12 protein-coding genes and 1 pseudogene are annotated in these 19,267 nt (G+C 58.1%); 7 read left to right on the top strand and 6 right to left on the bottom strand.

Annotated elements, in window-relative coordinates; all coding sequences use genetic code 11:
- Positions 1–93 precede the first annotated feature (93 nt).
- Positions 94–1,464, bottom strand: a complete 1,371-nt coding sequence (gene radA / locus V7747_RS08800; RefSeq protein WP_335615666.1) for a DNA repair protein RadA — start codon at positions 1,462–1,464, stop codon at positions 94–96.
- A 179-nt stretch (positions 1,465–1,643) separates the two neighbouring features.
- Between radA and pap the strand changes: the two genes are divergently transcribed.
- The 3 genes from pap (at position 1,644) to V7747_RS08785 (ending at position 4,745) form a co-directional block, all read left to right on the top strand.
- On the top strand, positions 1,644–3,089 hold the full coding sequence (gene pap / locus V7747_RS08795; RefSeq protein WP_335615665.1) for a polyphosphate:AMP phosphotransferase: 1,446 nt from the start codon (positions 1,644–1,646) through the stop codon (positions 3,087–3,089).
- A 55-nt stretch (positions 3,090–3,144) separates the two neighbouring features.
- On the top strand, positions 3,145–3,552 hold the full coding sequence (gene mscL, locus V7747_RS08790; protein WP_335615664.1) for a large-conductance mechanosensitive channel protein MscL: 408 nt from the start codon (positions 3,145–3,147) through the stop codon (positions 3,550–3,552).
- A 74-nt stretch (positions 3,553–3,626) separates the two neighbouring features.
- A complete protein-coding gene (locus tag V7747_RS08785; protein ID WP_335615663.1) occupies positions 3,627–4,745 on the top strand; it encodes a methyltransferase in 1,119 nt (372 codons plus the stop codon).
- Here V7747_RS08785 and V7747_RS08780 read toward each other — a convergent pair whose 3' ends face one another.
- From V7747_RS08780 to V7747_RS08760, 5 genes are all read right to left on the bottom strand, one after another.
- On the bottom strand, positions 4,746–5,261 hold the full coding sequence (locus V7747_RS08780; protein WP_335615662.1) for a TIGR00645 family protein: 516 nt from the start codon (positions 5,259–5,261) through the stop codon (positions 4,746–4,748).
- A 385-nt stretch (positions 5,262–5,646) separates the two neighbouring features.
- A complete protein-coding gene (locus V7747_RS08775; protein ID WP_335615661.1) occupies positions 5,647–8,094 on the bottom strand; it encodes a Lon protease family protein in 2,448 nt (815 codons plus the stop codon).
- Between the two features lie 103 nt (positions 8,095–8,197).
- Positions 8,198–9,058: a uroporphyrinogen-III synthase gene (locus V7747_RS08770; RefSeq protein WP_335615660.1), complete on the bottom strand. Its 861-nt coding sequence runs from the start codon at positions 9,056–9,058 to the stop codon at positions 8,198–8,200.
- A 217-nt stretch (positions 9,059–9,275) separates the two neighbouring features.
- Positions 9,276–10,736: a DUF3336 domain-containing protein gene (locus tag V7747_RS08765; RefSeq protein WP_335615659.1), complete on the bottom strand. Its 1,461-nt coding sequence runs from the start codon at positions 10,734–10,736 to the stop codon at positions 9,276–9,278.
- A gap of 48 nt (positions 10,737–10,784) precedes the next feature.
- The gene (locus tag V7747_RS08760; protein ID WP_335615658.1) at positions 10,785–12,419 is read right to left on the bottom strand and encodes a wax ester/triacylglycerol synthase family O-acyltransferase; all 1,635 of its coding nucleotides are present in this window, start codon (positions 12,417–12,419) and stop codon (positions 10,785–10,787) included.
- Between the two features lie 603 nt (positions 12,420–13,022).
- Between V7747_RS08760 and V7747_RS08755 the strand changes: the two are divergent.
- From V7747_RS08755 to V7747_RS08740, 4 genes and pseudogenes are all read left to right on the top strand, one after another.
- Positions 13,023–13,811: pseudogene (locus V7747_RS08755) on the top strand (class II glutamine amidotransferase).
- 82 nt (positions 13,812–13,893) lie between these two features.
- Positions 13,894–15,231 carry a nucleotide sugar dehydrogenase gene (locus V7747_RS08750; RefSeq protein ID WP_335615657.1) on the top strand — a complete coding sequence of 446 codons (1,338 nt, stop codon included), beginning with the start codon at positions 13,894–13,896 and terminating at the stop codon, positions 15,229–15,231.
- 93 nt (positions 15,232–15,324) lie between these two features.
- Complete coding sequence (locus tag V7747_RS08745) at positions 15,325–17,325, top strand: acyltransferase family protein (RefSeq protein ID WP_335615656.1); 2,001 nt, start codon at positions 15,325–15,327, stop codon at positions 17,323–17,325.
- Positions 17,315–19,228 carry a glycosyltransferase gene (locus tag V7747_RS08740; RefSeq protein ID WP_335615655.1) on the top strand — a complete coding sequence of 638 codons (1,914 nt, stop codon included), beginning with the start codon at positions 17,315–17,317 and terminating at the stop codon, positions 19,226–19,228. Before V7747_RS08745 ends, V7747_RS08740 begins: the two co-directional genes overlap by 11 nt.
- Positions 19,229–19,267 lie beyond the last annotated feature (39 nt).

Below are 19,267 nucleotides of genomic sequence, written 5' to 3'. Positions count from 1 at the left end.
AATTTGCCCCCCTTCTCCACCAAGCCCTCGGACTGCTTAAAACTTCTGGCCTCAAGCTTTGAGCCCGGCACGGCAAGGCCGCGCCGACCGCTGCTACTCAAATATCGCCGCCAGCGCCTGATCCAGCCGGGTCACGGCGATCACCTGCATTCCCTTGGGCGCCTCTTTGGGCGCATTAGCCTTAGGCACGATGGCGCGGGTGAAGCCGTGTTTGGCGGCTTCTTTCAAGCGTTCCTGTCCGCTTGGCACCGGGCGGATTTCACCCGACAGCCCCAACTCACCAAATACCATTAGATCCATCGGCAACGGCCGGTTGCGCAAGCTCGACATGACTGCGGCAAGCAGCGCCAGATCGGCTGCCGTTTCCAACACCTTGACCCCACCGACCACGTTAACAAAGACATCCTGGTCATAGGTGGCAACGCCGCCGTGGCGATGCAGTACGGCCAGCAGCATCGCCAGCCGGTTCTGATCCAGCCCCAGCGTTACCCGCCGAGGGTTACCCAGATGACTGGTGTCGACCAGCGCCTGCACTTCTACCAGCATCGGCCGCGAGCCCTCCCAGGTGGCCATCACCACACTGCCCGGGATCGGCGCATCGTAACGGGAGAGGAAAATCGCTGATGGGTTGGCCACTTCCTTCAGGCCCTTGTCCGTCATCGCGAACACCCCTAGCTCGTTGACCGCGCCAAAGCGGTTCTTCACCGCCCGCAGCATACGGTAGCGGCCATCCGCCTCGCCTTCAAAATACAGCACGGTATCCACCATGTGCTCCAGCACACGGGGGCCAGCCAACGAGCCTTCCTTGGTCACGTGGCCAACCAGAAAGATTGCTGTGCCGCTCTGCTTGGCGTAGCGCACCAGCAAGGCAGCACTTTCACGCACCTGCGCCACACCACCCGGCGCAGACTGCAGCTGCTCGGTAAAAATGGTCTGAATTGAATCCACTACCATCACCTTCGGCTGCTCCTGCCGTGCGGTCGCCACGATGCTCTCAATGCAGGTTTCGGTCATTACCTTGAGCTTGTCTTCCGGCAAACCCAGGCGCCGCGCACGCATGGCTACCTGCTGCTGCGACTCCTCCCCCGTCACGTACAGCGCCGGCATGGCCTGTGCTAGGCGACACAGCGTCTGCAGCAGAATGGTTGACTTGCCGATACCGGGATCGCCGCCAATCAGCACCACCGAGCCGCCCACCAGACCGCCGCCAAGCACGCGGTCCAGCTCAGACGAACCACTGGGCTGACGGGGCATCTCTTCGGTAGATACCTCTGCCAGCGTTTTCACCTGCGCCTGCTGGCCAGCCCAGTTGCTGTTGCGCGCGGGGCTACCCCCGGTGGGCGTGGTGTCCAGCACGGTTTCTACCAGCGTATTCCAGGCCTGACATTCCGAGCACTGCCCGGCCCATTTGGAAAAGGTCGCGCCGCACTCGGTGCAACCGTATACGCGTTTGGTTTTCGCCATGCATCCTCCACAGGAATGACGTCCGGCTAGGCCTGAGCGGCTCGGCCTACGAGGCTCGGCCTATACTGCACCAGGTTCGGACGCAAAACGGCTATTGTTGTCGAGCTGACGAGCAACAAACAACCCTTGCCTGCCGCATGGCGCGCATTTCTGCCGGCAGCTTCAAATAAGGCCCGTACATGAGCAAAGAAAAAAGTCTGAAGAAACAGCGCGAAGCTCTCTGTGAAGATCTGCTGGAAGCCCAGTTCGAGCTACAAAAGGCCAATCTCGGACCGGTACTGCTGCTGGTCAGCGGCAACGACCTGGCGGGCAAGGCCGAGCTTATCTACACCTTTTATGAATGGCTGGATAACCGCTACCTCAACACCCGTGCCTTCACCCTGCCACAGGGCATAGAGCGCAGGATGCCACGGCTCTGGCGCTACTGGCGCAGCCTGCCACCCGCTGGCACGCTGGGCTTCTACCTGGGCTCCTGGTATCACCAGCCATTGATTCAGCTGAGCCGCGGGCGCATGTCGGAAAAAAGCTTCACCGAGGCCATGGAGCAGATCACGCGATTTGAAACACAACTGGTTGCCGAGGGTGTCAGCTTGCTCAAACTGTGGCTGCACCTGGATGACGACCACGCTCAGGAATACCCACCGCGTGACCAGCAACAGCAATACGACAGCCTCGCAATGCGCGAATGGGGCGAGTTCAGCACGACCGAATACACGCAAGTACGCCAGGCCGCCGAACGCATGAGCGAACTCACCTCCAGCGCCATCGCGCCGTGGATCCGCGTGCCCAGCAGCGATCCCGATCAACGTGATCTGCACGTTGGCCGCCTGCTTCTGCAAGCCATGGAACACCAACTGCAGGACAAGGGCCTGCATCCCGACCAGCGTGACTGGCAAGCCAGCACACATGACAGACTGGCCGAACTTGATTACGACAAGCATTTGAAAAAGGACGTCTACAAACGCGAACTCGCCCACTACCAACAACAGTTGCGCGACCTGATTCGTCACCCCTCGTTCGCCAAGGGCAGCCTGTTACTGGTATTCGAAGGGGCTGATGCCGCCGGCAAGGGCGGCACCATTCGCCGTATCACCCAATGCCTGGACCCGCGCATGCTGCGCGTCCATGGCACGCGCGCGCCCACCGACGAGGAGCGTAGCCAACCTTATATGCTGCGGTTCTGGCGCCGTATCCCGGCACCCGGTCGGGTAGTGGTATTCGATCGCAGCTACTACGGACGGGTTCTGGTAGAGCGGGTGGAGGGCTTTTGTTCCGAAAGCAGGTGGCAACAGGCCTATGCCGAAATCAATGATTTTGAAGCGCAGCTGCACCGCGCCGGCACGCAGGTCGTCAAATTCTGGCTGGCCATCACCCCGGATGAGCAGTTGGCTCGCTTCGAAGACCGCGAAAAGGCCCCCACCAAACGATACAAGTTGACCGATGAGGACTGGCGCAACCGCGACAAGTGGGATGATTACGTCAAAGCCATGAACGACATGGTCGAAAACACCGCCACCGCCGAAGCGCCGTGGCACATTATCCCCTCGACGGACAAACGCTACGCGCGCATTCAGGCGTTGCGCATTGTCTGCGAGACCCTGCAAAAACGATTGAAACAAAGTTGAGGCCTGCGCATTATCAACGCTCACGCGCCGCGTCGGCGCCAGCGAGGAAGTGCGTATGAGTATGTTGCAAGAATTCAAGACCTTCGCCCTGCGCGGCAACGTGGTCGACATGGCCGTTGGCATCATTATCGGTGCCGCATTTGGCAAAGTGGTGTCTTCCTTTGTCACCAATGTGGTCATGCCACCCCTGGGGCTGATGATTGGTGGCGTCGACTTTGCCGACCTGGCCATCGTATTGAAAGAAGCACAAGGCGAGTTGCCAGCGGTTACGCTGGGCTACGGGCTCTTTATCCAAAGCGTCGTCGACTTCCTGATCATTGCCGCTGCCATCTTCGTTGCCGTGCGCGTAATGAACAGCCTCAAGCGCAAGGAAGAGGCCGCTCCAGCGGCGCCGCCGGCACCGAGCAAGGAAGAAGTACTGCTGAGCGAGATTCGCGACCTGCTGAAACAGCAGAATAGCTAGCCTCGCCGGGGGCGGCGTTACCGCCCCCAGCATCCTGAGTTATACTGGCTGGCCTGATCCGCAACGGCCCGCCCATGCACGCTTTCAATTCCCCCTACGGCGATCTGACGCTCACCCGTTATCCGCCGACCCGCAACCCCACCCTGCAGGCGTTTGATGCTGCGGATCAGTATCTGCTGAATCAGCTGAGTGCCAATACCGAAGACGGCCCGCTACTGATCGTCAACGATCAATTCGGCGCGCTGGCCTGCGCGCTGAGCGCAGAGAACCCCTGCAGCTGGGGTGACTCCTGGCTGAGCAAGCAAGCCTTGAGCGACAATCTTGCCGCCAACGACCTGCCCGCCGATGCAGTCGATTTTGTCCCCGGCGACGCCACACCCGCCGGCCGCTACCAACGGGTACTGCTGCGCTCACCCAAGAGTCTGACGCTGCTGGAAGATCAGCTGCAGCGCCTGCGACCGTTGCTTCTGCCAGGGGCTGCCGTCATGGCTGGCGCCATGATCAAGCATCTGCCACCGCGCGCCGGCGACCTGTTGGCCACCTATATAGGGCCATATCAAGCTTCCCTGGGCTGGAAGAAGGCGCGGCTGCTGAGTGCAACGCTGGATAGCGAGCTGAGCCCGCCTCAAACGGAGCTGAGCAGCCATTACCCGCTGGAGAACACAGCACTGACGCTGCGCAACCTGCCCGGCGTCTTTTCCCGTGAACGACTGGATATCGGTACTCGCCTGCTGTTGCCCCTGGTTGGCACCTTGGCTGACCAAGCCGAGCGCATCGCCGACCTAGGCTGCGGCAATGGTGCGCTGGGGCTGATGGCGGCCTTGCATAATCCGCGGGCTGAGCTGCTGTTCTGTGATGAATCCTACGCGGCAGTGGCCAGTGCCAGGCACAACTTTGCCAGCGCCTTTGCCGGGCGTCAGGCCGAGTTCCGCGTCAATGATGGTTTGCTCGACGTTGCCGAACAGAGCCTGGACTTGGTGCTGTGCAACCCGCCCTTTCATCAGCAGCAAGTGATTGGAGACGAGATTGCCCTGCGCCTGTTTAACCAGAGCCGCCGCGCTCTGAGGGCAGGCGGAAAACTGGTGGTGGTCGGCAATCGCCACCTGGGCTATCACGTCAAGCTGCGTCAGCATTTCAACGAGGTAACTCAGCTGGCGGCGTCCAGCAAGTTTGTAGTGCTGCAGGCCTGCTGATCAGTCAGGCAGACCTGCGGCGCCCTTCTCGTTCTTGGCCAGCTTGTCGAGCACGCCCATGCCAAAGGCCGAGACCACAAAGGTCATGTGAATGATCACGTACCACATGAGCTTGTCGTTGGGGATGTTCTGCGCATTCATGAATACCTTCAGCAGGTGGATGGATGAAATCGCCACAATAGAAGCGGCGACCTTCATCTTCAGTGAGCCCGAATCCATCTTGCCCAGCCAGCTGAGCTTCTCGCGGCCATCTTCAATATCCAGCTGGGAAACGAAGTTCTCGTAACCGGAAATCATCACCATCACCAGCAAGCCGCCCACCAGCGCCATGTCGACCAGCGAGAGTACGACCAGAATCAGGTCGGCCTCGGCGATTTCCAGTAGGTGCGGCGCCAGATGCGCCAACTCCTGAAAAAACTTGACCGCCAGCGCCAGCAGCGCGAATGACAGGCCAAAGTAGATCGGGGCCAAAATCCAGCGCGCCGAATACATCATGTTTTCCAGTAAACGCTCCATTACCGCCATTACCTCAACTCAAAAAGAAATCAATAAGCTGGTCTGCATAATACCAGCGCAGTTGTGCACAGTATCTGTGGATAACACTGTGTGCAAAACGCAGATAACTAGGCTGTACCCTGAAAACACTGGTGCTACACGCAGCCGTTCAAAAAACAGCCAATCGGTATCGACATGCCGCCCGCCGGCACCGACCCGCTGCAGGCCTAGTGCCACGCCGGCTGCAGAAAGTTGACCGCCGACCTGGATTCACAATCAACAGCCGGGGTCAAGCCCCCTTTTGCTGAATGCGCTTAACATTATCTATCCCTATCCGGCGTCACGCTGTGGATAAGTCTGTAGACAATATCTGCAAAAGTACCCTGGTGCGCTGCTGCGACTGGCTTCAGTTGCCCTTGCCTGGCCCTGCTGCGTCGCCCTCGGGCTCCTCCGCTTCATCTTCCCGATCGCGCTCAGCAATTTCAGCCAGGCGCGCGACCACCCGTGCGTTAATGCTGCCTTCGGTAAATTCGCCGTCGCTGCCCATCTCACCCGCCGGCTCTCCAGCCAGCAGCGACAACGCCTCATCGACATGCGCCACTGCGTAAATGGCGAATTGACCGGCCCGCACCGCTTCCAGTACGGCTTCGTCGAGCATCAGGTTGGGCACATTGGAACGCGGAATAATTGCTCCTTGCTTGCCGGTCAGGCCGCGCGCCTCACATAGCCGGAAGAAGCCTTCGATTTTCTCGTTGACCCCGCCGACCGCCTGTACCTCGCCAAACTGGTTGATCGAACCGGTAATGGCATAGCACTGCTGCAAGGGTGTGCGTGACAGCGCGGAGATGAGCGTGCAGACCTCACCCAGCGATGCGCTATCGCCATCCACATAACCGTAGGACTGCTCCAGCGCGATGCTGGCAGAAATCTCCAGTGGGTAGTTCTGCGCGTAGCGGCTGCCCAGGTAACCGGTGAGAATCATCACGCCTTTGGAGTGGATCGGCTGGCCCAGGTTGACCTCGCGCTCGATGTCGACAATGCCGCTGCCACCCGGGTACACGGTCGCACTGATACGCGCGGGAACGCCGAATACCGAATCGCCGACCTCCAGCACCGTAAGACCGTTGCACTTGCCTACAGCTGCGCCCTGGGTGTCGATCAGGATAACGCCCGATACCATGTCTTCACGGATACGCGCGCTCACTCGCCCCGTGCGCGTTTCCTTGGCACGCAGAGCGCGCTCGATGTGCGCCGTGTCGGTCAATGGGTCGCTGGCGAGCTGCCGAACAAAGTCGGCCTCGGCAACCAGCTGAAAGATGTCACTGATACGTGCCGAGAGCCGGGTCTGGTGTTCCGCCAGCCGCGCGCTGTAGGTCAACACGCGGGCTACTGCCGCGGCCGTGAGCGGTGCCAACCCCTCTTCCGAGGTGCGCGTTTTCAGCAGTTGCGCCATGCCCTCGATGCTGTCGGTGGTGCGCGGCAGATCCTCGTCAAAATCCACCAGCACGCGAAACATCTCCTGAAAGTCCGGGTCCAGGTCTTGCAGGGCGTAGTAGACCTGACGTGAACCGATTATCACTACCTTGAGGTTCAGCGGGATGACCTGCGGCGTCAGTGTTACCGTCGCCAAACGGCCCATGTCGGCCCAAGGCGATTCCATTTTCAGCAGCCGTGAGTGCAAGGCTCGCTTGAGCGCATCCCAGACAAAAGGCTCGCCCAACAGCTTTTCGGCTTCCAACACCAGGTAGCCGCCGTTGGCCCGGTGCAGCGCGCCGGGGCGAATGTGGCGATAGCTGGTAACCAGACCGCCCTGCTCCGGGCTGTACTCAACCCGGCCAAACAGGTTGTCGTAAGACGGGTGGGGCTCGTGCACTACCGGCGCGCCGCCGCTGCCATGGTGGCCAACGATCAAACTGGGACTGTATTGCTCAACCAGCATCTGCTTCTTGTAAGCATCCGGCTTGGCCTCAAGCACGCGCTCTTCAACCAGTTGGTCAATCACGGTTTTCAGCAGATTCTGCCGCATGGCCTGCAGATACTCACACACAGCCTGGTTGCCGCAATAGGCTTCCAGCAGCGGCTCCAATAGCGGTTGCAGCGCCTCGGTGATGGTTTCTTCGTTCAACTCACGCAGTTGATTGCTCGACTCACGTTTCCATTGCGGCAGACTCGACAGGGCTTCGTTGAGCACTTCTTCCAGCGTCGAAATATCCTCGTGAAAACGGTCGCGCTCGTCCTCCGGCAACTGCGAAAACTCCGCCTCGTCCAGCGCCTTGCCCTCTTTCATCGGCGTAAAAGCGATGTTCTGCGCGTCGCGGTAGATGGCAATACTCTTTTCCAATGCGCGCCGCTCTACCGAATCAATGGCACGGTCGTAACGCTGATTGAAGGCACGGTCGATAGCACTCTTTTTCTGCTGGTAGGCCGGGTGTTCGAATACGGCCGGGAAGGTTGCCAGCAGGTTGTCGATAAACTGTTCAATGGTCGTGATCAGCTCACCGGCGGTGCCGGGGGCCAGGCTGATCACCCAGGGTTCACGCGGCTCATCGAAGTTGTTGACGTATACACAGTCCTGCGGGGTGATCTGCCGTTTGGCCTCCGCTCGCAGATAGCGCAACACGTAAGAGAAACGGCCGGTGCCGGGGTCGCCCATGACAAACACGTTGTAGCCAGGGCGGTGCATCGCCACGCCGAATTGCAGCGCCTCAACCGCCCGCTCCTGGCCGAGGATGCCGCGAAACGGCTCCAAGTCATCGGTGGTGGTGAACCCCATATTGGCGAGGTCGATAGGGACAGTCAGTTGTTCAGGCTTGAGACGGAGGTTCTGTTCTAGCGCAGCGGAATCAGTGGTCATCCAGCATCCTTGGCATACAGGGAGGGCAATGCGGCATTGTTGCGCTGCCGGACGCCCGCTGACAAGTCTCGACCTGCTGCGGGGAGCAAGGCAGTCACACCAATCAGTCTTCGATTGCGCTGGTGCAGGCCGGATTACCCAGCTCACGCACTAGTTCACGCACCAGTGGCTTCATGAAAAAACTGCTTTCGGGCATCAGATCCACCTTCACCCCATAGGCCACCAGCTCGTCGCCGACTACCGGCCCGACGGCCGCCACTGTCAGGCGTGACAGGGCAGACAACAATTGCGACTCTCCCGCCTCCCGCCGCCGCGCGATCTGAAACAGGCGGCGTACCTGGGTGGCGCTGGTGAAGGCGATGGCATCGACCTCGGCAGCCAATAGCGCATCAATCAGCTGGTCTACTTGGGTGTCTTCCACATCATCAGCGTAGACATAGGGCGAAACCGTACTGACCTCGGCACCAGCGCCCTGCAGAAACTCGATCAGCCGCACATTCGGGTCACTGCCATACAGCTGCACACCGATACGTTGGCCCTGCAGATCCTCGCCGTTGAGCGTTTCAATCACGCCCTCGGTGGTAGGTGCAACCGCCACGCGGTCAGCCTTCAGACCCAGCTTGCGCAACGCTGCGCCGGGCTTAGGGCCGCGCGTGAGCTTGCTGATGGGGGCCAGCGCGGCCACAAAGTCATCACGCAGGCTGCCGCCATCGCGCTCGGCGAGCGATACCATGCGGCGCAGTCCTTCGCCGGTCAGCAAAATCACTTGGTCAAAGGGTTGTTGAATCAGCGTCTGCATCCATCGACGTACGGGAGCCGGATCAGGAGCGTCATGAATGGACACCAGCGGGCAGCGCAACACCTGTGCTCCACGCTTGATCAGCATGTCGGCAAACAGGTCGAGTTCACGGCTTTCCGGCAGCGCGATGCGGCGCCCGGACAGTGGCAGATCTTCAGTGCTCATGGCGATGGGTCTCAATCAGTCGGATAGACGCATTGTGCGCAGCTCGCGCGCGCTTGAAAAGCGCAAAGCTCACGATAACCCGAACCGAACTAGCGCCGGGACTCCTCCCCCCGCCTGGGCAGGTCGAGCTCCAGCTCGACCAAACGTTCAGGCTCTAGCCGCACAGGCCGGGAGACAGGCTGAGCCTCGCCGTGCCTACGCGGCGGAAGCGTCCTGGCTATTTTTCCCAGCCACGGCTATGCAGAATGTTATCCAGAGTGCGGCTGACCGCCGTGCAGTTACGCACCATTTCTACCTTCTCCCAGGTAGAGCGCTCACCTTCATGGATCAAGCGATGCATGGCTTCCCGGGTAGGTGGCGCCAACAGGCGCAACGGATGGTCCCAGCGGTTACGCAGGAATATATTGATATCGGCTGTATAGTCCTGCGCCAGCACGCCGTAGGTAAGATGCTGCATCAGGCTGATCACCGGCGACTTGATGCGAATGTTATCGCGGCTGAAGCGCATGGCTTCGGCCGCCCCCATCTTGATGAAGTTGGCCTGGAAGTTCACCAGTGAGCGCAACCGGGTGCGCGGCACATCCGGGTCCGGCGTTATCGCCAGTGCGGCCGGGTTGGTCATGCTGGAGATAAAGTGGTTTACGCCATACAGACGCGCCAGCCGCTTGGCCGGCAGGTCATCCGCAAAAGAACCGTCGATCCACTTCATGCCCGGCAAATACGGTACCGTTTCGCCCGCCGCATTACGGCACATCAAGGTGACCGGTGGATAAACGCCGTAAATCGCACAGGACGCCATCACCGCCGAACGAATCAGCACGTTGGGCGAAGTGATGGCATTGAGCAGACGCGGTGCCTGCTGCGTCGACAGGCCCGTTACCGTGATATTCAGCTTTCGCCCCGTCAGCTCAAAGGCTTCCTGAAAGGTCATGTCGGGGATGATTTTCGCCAGATAGTCGCGCAGGTTATCCGCATCCATTGCCGGCCGATTGTTACCCAGCAGCGACAGCGTCGGCCGGATGGCCGTGGTTTCCTCGACATCGTGATGCAGGTTATCCAGACTCAAGCGGTGACGCAGCTCGTCGTCGTGATGCGTACAGGCGGTGGCCGCCAGAATCGAGCCGGCACTGGAGCCGGATATGATCTCCGGCAGCAGGCCCTGCTCGAACAGCGCCTTGAGAACCCCGGCGTGGAAAAAACCAAGCACCGCCCCACCGCTGAGCATCAGCGCAGAGCGCCCGTTGCAATGGCTGGCACGCAGGAAGAAGTCCTGTTTCTCCTGCAGGGGAATGACATCGTCCGAGACCTCATTGAGGTCCTTGAGCGCCCCACACAGTTCGTCAATGTAACGGGTAATCAGGGTTTTGGTGCCCAGCCGTGCCTTGTTGTAGAGCGACGGCTTGCCCATGCCACCCAGATTACCGTGTACGCCTTCGTTCAGGGCAAAAAGCAGTTGGTGAAAGTCACCACGAAAGCGCAAATCACGCAGCACATCCAGCCGCTGACGCAATGAGCGATAGTCGTAACTTTCGCAGGCATCATCCTGCTTCCAGTCATCCAGCCCGTGCTCGTGGTCATATTCGGCAGCCAGTTCGGCCCAGTTATCATAGGTTTCTGCGTTTTCCATCGCTTGCAACAAAGATTTGCTGCGCGCGCGCTGAAACAGTTTCAAGCCCATAGTCGTACCTCTGGCGCCACGATGGCGCCGGTTGCCTGTATCGAAAAACTAGCGTGCGTTGCTCGCCGATCTTGCCGGCTGCACTTCAGACGCTCTGGGTTCGGGTTCTGCTGCGGCAATCTTATCGGCCTTGCGCTTGCGCGCTGCCGGTGCCGCCTTGCTCTCCTGCACCACGGCTGCCTCACTAGGTTTACTGCTGGTACTGCGACCGGCGGCCTCGGGCACCACTGTGGCTATTGCTTGCTCTTCCTGCTGGCTCGCTTCAAACGCCTTCATCAGCGCCTGATACTCTTGGGTGGAGGCTTCCATACAAGCGATATAAGTATCCATATCACCAACGATCTTGCGATCAGCCACTACGCCCAGGTTCAACTCGTCGTAGATACCCGTCATACCGTGACTGATACCCATACCGTCGGAAATCGGTACCAACGGAAATACGTTGACGATCTTGGCACCGGCGAAATAGCGCGGCTGCATCCCGGGTATCCCCGGCACATTGGTAATCACTGTGTTGATCATGGGGACGCGACTCACTGAACGTATGCGGTTCTGCGTCCAGGCACCCAGCGCGCGCATATAGGGCGGGATCATATCGCCAAACGCGTTGCTCAGATCACAGAGAACCTCCTTGGCCAGCGGTACCCCTTTGGCAGTTCTGCGCTGCACGGCATGCAGGCGGTCTACCGCATTGGGTACGTCGGTACCAATGCCGATAAACATGGCCGAAATGAGGTTGCCGCAGTCCTTGCTGGCTTCGCTTGGCCGAATCGAGACCGGGCACATGGACACCAGTGAACCCGTGCTGGGCAACGCGTTGTGATGCGACAGGTAACGCCGCATGCCACCACCAATAATGGCAATCACCACATCATTTAACGTCGAGCCGGGGCACAGCTGGCGCATGCGCTTGAGCTCGGAAATCTGCCAGGTAAAGGCGCCATAGGAGCGATGCGGTGAGATCTGGGTGTTAAAGATGCTCTTGGGCACGCGTGTCTGCTCGGGCTTGGCCTCATCACGCAGGCGACGGGCCAGTTCGATCCCCTTGCGACCCACCGTCCAACCGGCTTTCATGCTACGCAAGGTCTGCCCCATCATGCGCGGCGTGGTTCGCGCCCACATTTCCAATCGCGTTGGCGCGCGCTCAGCTACTTCTACCCGGTCACGGCGACCGTACTCGTGCTCCGCCGTGTCTTCCATCATAGCCGTGGTCAGCTCCAGGCTGGCCTTACCGTCGACGTAGGCGTGATGGAAGCGGATCAGTACCGCGAAGCTGTTGGGCGGCATACCCTCGACATTGTTGACCCCCTCGATGATGTAGATCTCCCAGGGCGCGCGCTCCATATCAATGCTGCGCGACATAGTGCGCGCGGTGAAGATACACAGCTGACGCCAGTCTCCGGGTTGCGGCAAGCCGACGTGGCGCACGTGGTATTCGAGGTCAAAGTTCTCATCATCCAGCCAGTACGGATCATCCAGCTGAAAAGGCGCCTGCTCCAGCCGACGACGAAAGAAGGAGGTGGTGTTCAGTCGATCCGAGATGTACTGCAGTATCTCCTTGTGTCGCACTACCCCCCCCGGCGCACTGCTCTGATCACAGAGCCAGAGACTGCCAATCATCATCGGCTGATTGGGCGCCTCAAAGTAGAAGAAGTGAGAGTCCATCGGGGTGAGCTGTTTCATTGTAGAAGTCCTCGTACCGGGTAAGGTGTATTCGATTCATCGCCAAGCATCGCCGTCTTGCGATCAACAGGCCTTGATTCAAGTCAAGCAGTTAAGCCAGAAATGTAAAACGCACCAAAAAACAGCCATCTCCTTAAAACGACGTAATTTGAGGCTGAATAGGATAATGCAATTTTGTGACCAATTGGTCACAGCGTTATCAATACTGGGGATAGCTCACAAAGAAAGATCATTTTGACCTTGATCCAGAGCCTTTGGCAGATAGAGGATTAGCGACACATTTTGAAATTGATCAAGTCTCGCCACGGAGCAATGCGCCATTTTAGTGCGCGCATTTACCCCATGGAGGGCAACAAAAACGCGCTATTGCGCATCGTTCGCTTGTTAAGGCAGGACAGACGAAACAGGCCATTCGGGTCGCCACGATTATCACTCACAGCAATCTGGTGTTCATTGGTGATCTTGGCTATTAGAAAGGGGGCAGCAAGCATCGCCCGCAACGAGCTCGATCCTGCGTGGAGCCTTCGCCGGCCAGTGCTTTACAGCAACGAGTCAAACTGAGTTAACTCGGTCTTCGAACAGCGGCAAAATGCGGGGCGAGGAATGCGTGAGCTATTGGGCATGAGCGCCAACGTACCTACAGAATCTGTTTTAGCTTCTCAGGACTTATGCGTCGCGGCGGCGGCAGCGGCCCCCATCGCGATCGATGGGGCGTCGCCTTCTATGAAGGCAAGGGCGTGCGCAGCTTTCAGCACTCCAATCCGTGCCACGACTCGGCCATCGCCAAACTGGTCGAGTCTTACCCCATCAAGTCAGAGAACATCATCTGCCATATTCACCAGGCCAACGTCGGCGCCATCAGTCTCGCTAGCACCCATCCCTTTACCCGCGAACTCTGGGGCCAATACTGGGCCTTTGCTCACAACGGGCAGCTGGCCAACTTTGACGCGACGAAGGGGCCGTTCCGGCCAGTCGTTGATACTGACGGCGAAGCCCTCTTCTGTCACTTGCTCAATACTCTGAGCAAACACTATGAGCTGCCACCGACGACCTCGGACCTGATTGAAACGCTCAGCCAGGCTTGCCAGCCCCTGCTGGAAAAAGGCGTCTGCAACATCATGCTCAGTAATGGCGACTGACTTTTCAACCCTCTGCACCAGCAAGTTCCATTGGATCACCCGCCGAGCCCCGTTCACGGCAGCGCACCTCAGCGACGTGGAGGTCAGTATCGACTTCAGCGAACACACTACCAACGCCGACATAGTCACCATCATCACCACCGCCCCACTGACCAACAACGAGCACTGGACGCTCTGTCAGCGCGGCGAATGGCGCGTGTGGCACGCGGATGAGAAGCTGCTTCGAGGTAACTTGCTCACGCCGGCGATTTAGCTGCATATGTGGCTTGCCCACCTACCGGGCATTTGCAATCATCGACCGTCTGACCACGCCAAGGAAGATGGACGTTCAACCTATGCCCCTCACCGCGCTCGAAAATAATAAGCCTGAGACCTCCCTACAGGTGCTGTCCCAAAGAATTGAGTCGAAACAATGCGTAGTCGGCATCTACGGCTTGGGTTACGTTGGCTTACCCCTCGCATTACGCTTTACCGACATGGGCATCAAGGTGATCGGTTTTGATATTGACGCGAATAAAGTCGGCACTCTCAACAGCGGCGGCAGCTACATTGAGCGCATTACCAGCAAGGCAATCAACAAGGCCCTCGAAAGCGGCTTTGAGGCGACTGCCGACTTCAGCCGTACCGCTGAAGTGGATGCCCAGATCATCTGCGTCCCCACCCCGCTGGACAGCCATCATCAACCCGATCTTAGCTACGTCACAGATACCGTTGACAGCCTCCTGCCGTTTTTCAAAGCCGGCCAATTGTTGAGCCTGGAAAGCACAACCTGGCCCGGCACCACCGAAGAGCTGCTGGCTCCGCGTCTGAAAGAGCGAGGCTTCACGCCCGGCATCAATTGCGCGCTCGTGTATTCCCCCGAGCGAGAAGATCCCGGCAACGCTCATTTCAGCACGGCGCAGATCCCCAAGGTCATTGGCGGCATGACAGCCCAATGCCTGGAGCTCGGCAGCGCCCTTTACGCCACCGCCATTGAAACCATGGTCCCGGTCAGCAATACCCGTGTGGCCGAGATGACCAAGCTGCTGGAAAATATCCACCGCGCGGTCAACATCGGACTGGTCAACGAGATGAAGATCGTTGCCGACAAGATGGACATCAATATTCACGAGGTAATCAAGGCCGCCGCCACCAAACCCTTCGGCTTCGTACCCTACACACCCGGTCCCGGCCTGGGTGGCCACTGCATCCCCATCGACCCTTTCTATCTCACGTGGAAAGCGAAGGAATACGGCATCAACACACGCTTCATTGAGCTGGCCGGCGAGATCAACCACTACATGCCGCACTGGGTGGTGCAGAAGGTTGCCGACGCACTCAACGAACACGGCAAGGCCGTCAAGGACAGTCGCATTCTAGTACTGGGCCTGGCCTACAAAAAGAACATCGACGACACCCGCGAGTCGCCCGCCGTCGAGATCATGTCACTACTACAGGACAAGGGGGCCGATGTCGCTTACTCGGATCCGCATGTACCAAGTTTTCCGCAGAAGCGTGACTATCACTTTGACCTGCAGTCCGCCGAGCTGACAGCCCACAACATCGCCAGCTACGACTGCCTGGTGCTGGCGACTGATCACGATGGGTTTGATTATGCAGCGCTGATAGAGCACGCGCAGGTCATCGTGGACACCCGAGGGCGCGTGCAGGGTGGCAATGTGGTAGATGCGTGACGGGCAGCTCGCCCTGCTGCCACGACCGTCTACGCTGACAGAAATCGTTAGCCTTTCACCACGGATAAAGCCGCGTCACAACAAGGATTAGTCTTGGAACCCACATCGCAATTACGCTACCAGCCAGCTATTCAGGGACTGCGGGCTATCGCCGTTCTGCTGGTGCTGGCCGCGCACGCAGGGGTGCCCAAGCTGTACGGCGGTCTTATTGGTGTCGATGTCTTTTTTGTCATCTCGGGCTACCTGATCACCGGCCTGCTGGTAACGGAGATCAACAATAAGGGCAAACTGGATCTGTTGCAGTTCTATGCCCGTCGCCTGAAACGTCTGCTACCCGCTTTGCTGCTAATGCTGTGCGGAACAGCATTTGCAATCGCGGCCTTTATTCCCCTGCCGGAACACCCAGCGCAAGCCTCGGCAGCCGCCAGCGCCGCGCTGTGGATAAGCAATATCCATTTCATCCTGACGGAACAAAGCTATTTTGAGAGCACGACCCTTGCCAACGCTTTTCTGCATACGTGGTCACTCGGTGTTGAAGAACAGTTTTACCTGCTATGGCCGCTGTTGATCCTGGTGATTTACAGAACCACCGACAACCTGCGTCTTCCCTTACTCGTCTGCATTGCGCTGGCGAGTTTCACCTGGTGCCTCTGGCTTACCCACGAAAACCCCACGCTAGCGTTCTATCTTATGCCAGCCCGGATCTGGCAATTCAGTATTGGCGCGATTGTCTGGCTGGTTGCCAGCCGATATGCCTCACGCTCGTTAACTGGCGGGTGCTTTTTGCTACTAGCAGGGTTGCTGGCCATAGTGGGCGCCGCGCTCTGGATTGACAGGTCAACACGCTACCCCGACTGGATCAGCCTGCTCCCAACATTGGGGGCGGCATCATGCCTGCTGGCGCTACACATGCAAACCAGCGAAAAGATGCCAGCATCCCTGCTCGGCTGGGGGCCGTTCAAATACATCGGCGACATATCCTACTCACTTTACCTTTGGCACTGGCCGGTGCTGGTCGTAGGTCAACATCTACTACTGGAAACAACGCTGTACTCTCAACTGGTACTACTCGCCATATCCTTTGTACTGGCACATCTGTCATACCGACTGGTTGAGAACCCGATCCGCAGGTACAACAGCACCCGCTTCCCGGCAAAGTGGCAGTTGCTCGCATGCCTTGTTGCTGTTGCCCTGAGCAACGTGGAATTGATCAAGTGGCACAACAGCGCGACCAGGGAGATCAAAGCCCAGCCCCCATCGCCCTATGCCCTCGCCCGAATAGACCTTCCAGAAACCTATCAGTTGGGCTGTGACGAATGGTACCTGTCGGCGCAGGTTAAACCCTGCGAGTTTGGCAATAACACGGCCCCCAGACATGCTGTGCTCTGGGGCGACAGCATTGGCGCGCAGTGGCTTCCTGCGTTGAAGCGTGCGCTCGACCTGGATGCAGGCGAATGGAAGATCACAGTCCTGACCAAAGCCGCTTGTCCAATCGTGGACCAACCGCTATTTTACGAGCGACTCGGTCGGCTCTATACGGAATGCAGCGACTGGCGAGCCAGCGCGTCTGAATACATCCAACTCCTGAACCCAGAGTTACTTATCATCGGCTCTTCAGGAAGTTACGCATTGGATAGCGCGCAATGGGCACAAGGTATGCAGCGCATACTCAACGAACATGTCAGCACCGCACAGCACAAAGTGCTCATTGCGCCAACCTTTTCTCTTGGCTTCAACGGTATCACCTGCCTGGAACAGCACGACCCCGCCACCTCATCGCCACCCAGTGCAACGGCCTGCACTACCGCAGCCGAGAACCAGAGCCGAGCAGGCGCCATCAGCGGGTTGAGCCGCGCCGCGCAGATGACATCAGCAACCACCCTGATCGACCTGAATGACCAGGTTTGCCCAGAGGGTGTGTGCCGTGCTCGCATGAAGGGAGTATTTGTCTACCGTGACAATGAACACCTGACTGCAACCTTTGCGGCCAGCCTGCAAGCGACTCTTCGCGAGAAGCTGCAACAGGCCATCAGCGCCACACCCAACAACGAAACAGTCCGCCGCCCGCTAAGCCGCAGCCAGAATGAAGAATAACGAAAAGCCCAAAATCCTGATCATTACCCGCAACCTGCCCCCTCTGGTCGGAGGCATGGAGCGGCTCAACTGGCACATGGCCGATGAACTGTCCAGGTACGCACAGGTTCGTGTTGTCGGCCCTAGGGGGGCTGCGGCTCAAAAACCACAAGACGTTTCAGTGGCAGCGGCACCTCTAAAGCCGCTGCCACTGTTCCTGGCGGTCGCCTTCCTCAGGGGGCTCTGGACCGCCATCAACTGGCGCCCACAAGTCATCCTAGCTGGCAGCGGCCTTACCGCCCCCATCGCATGGCTGCTAAGCAAGCTGTGCGGCGCGAGATCTGCGGCCTATTTGCATGGTTTTGACATCAGCGTGAATCACGCTGTCTACCGCAAGCTATGGCATCCGACGTTTAAGCGGCTCGATCACGTTATCGTCAACAGCACACCGACAAAGCAATTGGCATTAGATGCAGGGGTGAACGAAGCACAGCTGAGTATCGTTTTCCCGGGCGTCAGTCTTCCTGCCGCCCCACAGCCGATCGAGCGCCTAGCCGCGTTCCGAGAAAAGCACGGCCTGACGGAAAAAAAAATCCTGCTCTCAGTTGGCCGCCTAACCACGAGAAAAGGCCTGCGCGAATTTGTTAAGCTGAGCCTGCCCAGCATTGTGCAGGCTCAGCCGGATGCAATACTGGTGGTGGTTGGGGAGGCTCCCAAAAACTCACTGGGTGCGGGCATTCAGACAGTCGAAAGCATCCAAGCGGCCGCGGCCAAAACCGGCGTTGGTGAAAATATTATTTTCCTTGGTGTTATTACCGACCCAACCGAGCTGGCCACGGCTTATGAAGCGGCTGATGTGCATGTATTCCCTGTCCGCCACATCCCGGATGACCCTGAGGGCTTTGGGATGGTAGCTATTGAAGCTGCTGCACACGGCTTACCGACGGTGGCGTTTGCAACGGGGGGAGTGACCGATGCAGTCAAGAGCGGGGAATCCGGAGAACTCGCAGAGATCAATAATTACCCGCAATTTAGCAGAAAAATAGTCTCAATTATTACCAACCCTAAACCGGACACCAGTACCAAGTATGCGAGGCGATTTGAATGGTCGATATTTGGTAGTGCCGTCTGGCAATCTTTGACAGTCAAGCCCCTTGCAACCGGTGCTCGGAAAGCTCACGCCTCTGTAGACCTCGCATCGCGAATACCAAAAGCAAAAAAAATTGAGATTTTACTGAATATAAGAGAGCGATTTTCACAGCAAAATATTCGCATGCTAGAGGTAGGCTGCGGGTCAGGAGGAATCACCCATTATTTTGCAACGCATAAATCCCTTAATTGCGAGGTCGTCGGCGTAGATGTAAATGACAATCGCAAGGTAAGGGATGGATATAAGTTCTTTAAAGTAAGCAGCGTAGAGCTTCCGTTCCCCGACTCCTCCTTCGACGTTGTCATCACCAACCACGTCATCGAGCATGTCGGAGAAACAAAAGCCCAGCTCGAGCATTTGCGCGAAATACAACGCGTGATGGCTCCGACGGGTACCTGCTACTTTGCAGTACCGAACCGTTGGATGATCACAGAGCCTCACTACAAGCTTCTCTTTTTAAGCTGGCTTCCCCGAAGTTGGCGCACACCATACCTACGATGGAGCGGAAAGGGCGAATTCTATGATTGCAAGCCGCTGCAACTGGCAGAAACCGAGAGCTTCCTGAAGCAATCAGGTTTTTTTTATGAAAATGTCAGCGTCCGTGCAGCGAAGGCGACCTTTGTGATAGAGCAACCAGACTCCCTCCTCACAACGCTAATATGCAACACTCCCGATTGGCTACTGAACATCTTTAAGCCAGCAATCCCCACACTAATCTACATTCTAAAAAAGACTCCAAGTACAGGCTTTACGGAAAAACCAGAGAGGCTATAAAACTGAGCTCAATTCACACTAAAAGCTAGAGCTAAAAAG

The organism is Halopseudomonas sp., assembly GCF_036960865.1.
In the GTDB taxonomy this organism is placed as follows: domain Bacteria; phylum Pseudomonadota; class Gammaproteobacteria; order Pseudomonadales; family Pseudomonadaceae; genus Halopseudomonas.
Note: the sequence above shows the minus strand (reverse complement) of the source record. Positions and strands in the feature narration are given on the sequence as shown.

What these genes read in the sequence shown, in the direction of transcription:
- V7747_RS08770 (WP_335615660.1), bottom strand. Translation starts at nt 9,058, where the DNA reads ATGAGCACTGAAGATCTGCCACTGTCCGGGCGCCGCATCGCGCTGCCG.
- V7747_RS08765 (WP_335615659.1), bottom strand. Translation starts at nt 10,736, where the DNA reads ATGGGCTTGAAACTGTTTCAGCGCGCGCGCAGCAAATCTTTGTTGCAA.
- mscL (WP_335615664.1), top strand. Translation starts at nt 3,145, where the DNA reads ATGAGTATGTTGCAAGAATTCAAGACCTTCGCCCTGCGCGGCAACGTG.
- V7747_RS08750 (WP_335615657.1), top strand. Translation starts at nt 13,894, where the DNA reads ATGCCCCTCACCGCGCTCGAAAATAATAAGCCTGAGACCTCCCTACAG.
- V7747_RS08785 (WP_335615663.1), top strand. Translation starts at nt 3,627, where the DNA reads ATGCACGCTTTCAATTCCCCCTACGGCGATCTGACGCTCACCCGTTAT.
- V7747_RS08775 (WP_335615661.1), bottom strand. Translation starts at nt 8,094, where the DNA reads ATGACCACTGATTCCGCTGCGCTAGAACAGAACCTCCGTCTCAAGCCT.
- V7747_RS08760 (WP_335615658.1), bottom strand. Translation starts at nt 12,419, where the DNA reads ATGAAACAGCTCACCCCGATGGACTCTCACTTCTTCTACTTTGAGGCG.
- pap (WP_335615665.1), top strand. Translation starts at nt 1,644, where the DNA reads ATGAGCAAAGAAAAAAGTCTGAAGAAACAGCGCGAAGCTCTCTGTGAA.
- V7747_RS08740 (WP_335615655.1), top strand. Translation starts at nt 17,315, where the DNA reads ATGAAGAATAACGAAAAGCCCAAAATCCTGATCATTACCCGCAACCTG.
- radA (WP_335615666.1), bottom strand. Translation starts at nt 1,464, where the DNA reads ATGGCGAAAACCAAACGCGTATACGGTTGCACCGAGTGCGGCGCGACC.
- V7747_RS08780 (WP_335615662.1), bottom strand. Translation starts at nt 5,261, where the DNA reads ATGGAGCGTTTACTGGAAAACATGATGTATTCGGCGCGCTGGATTTTG.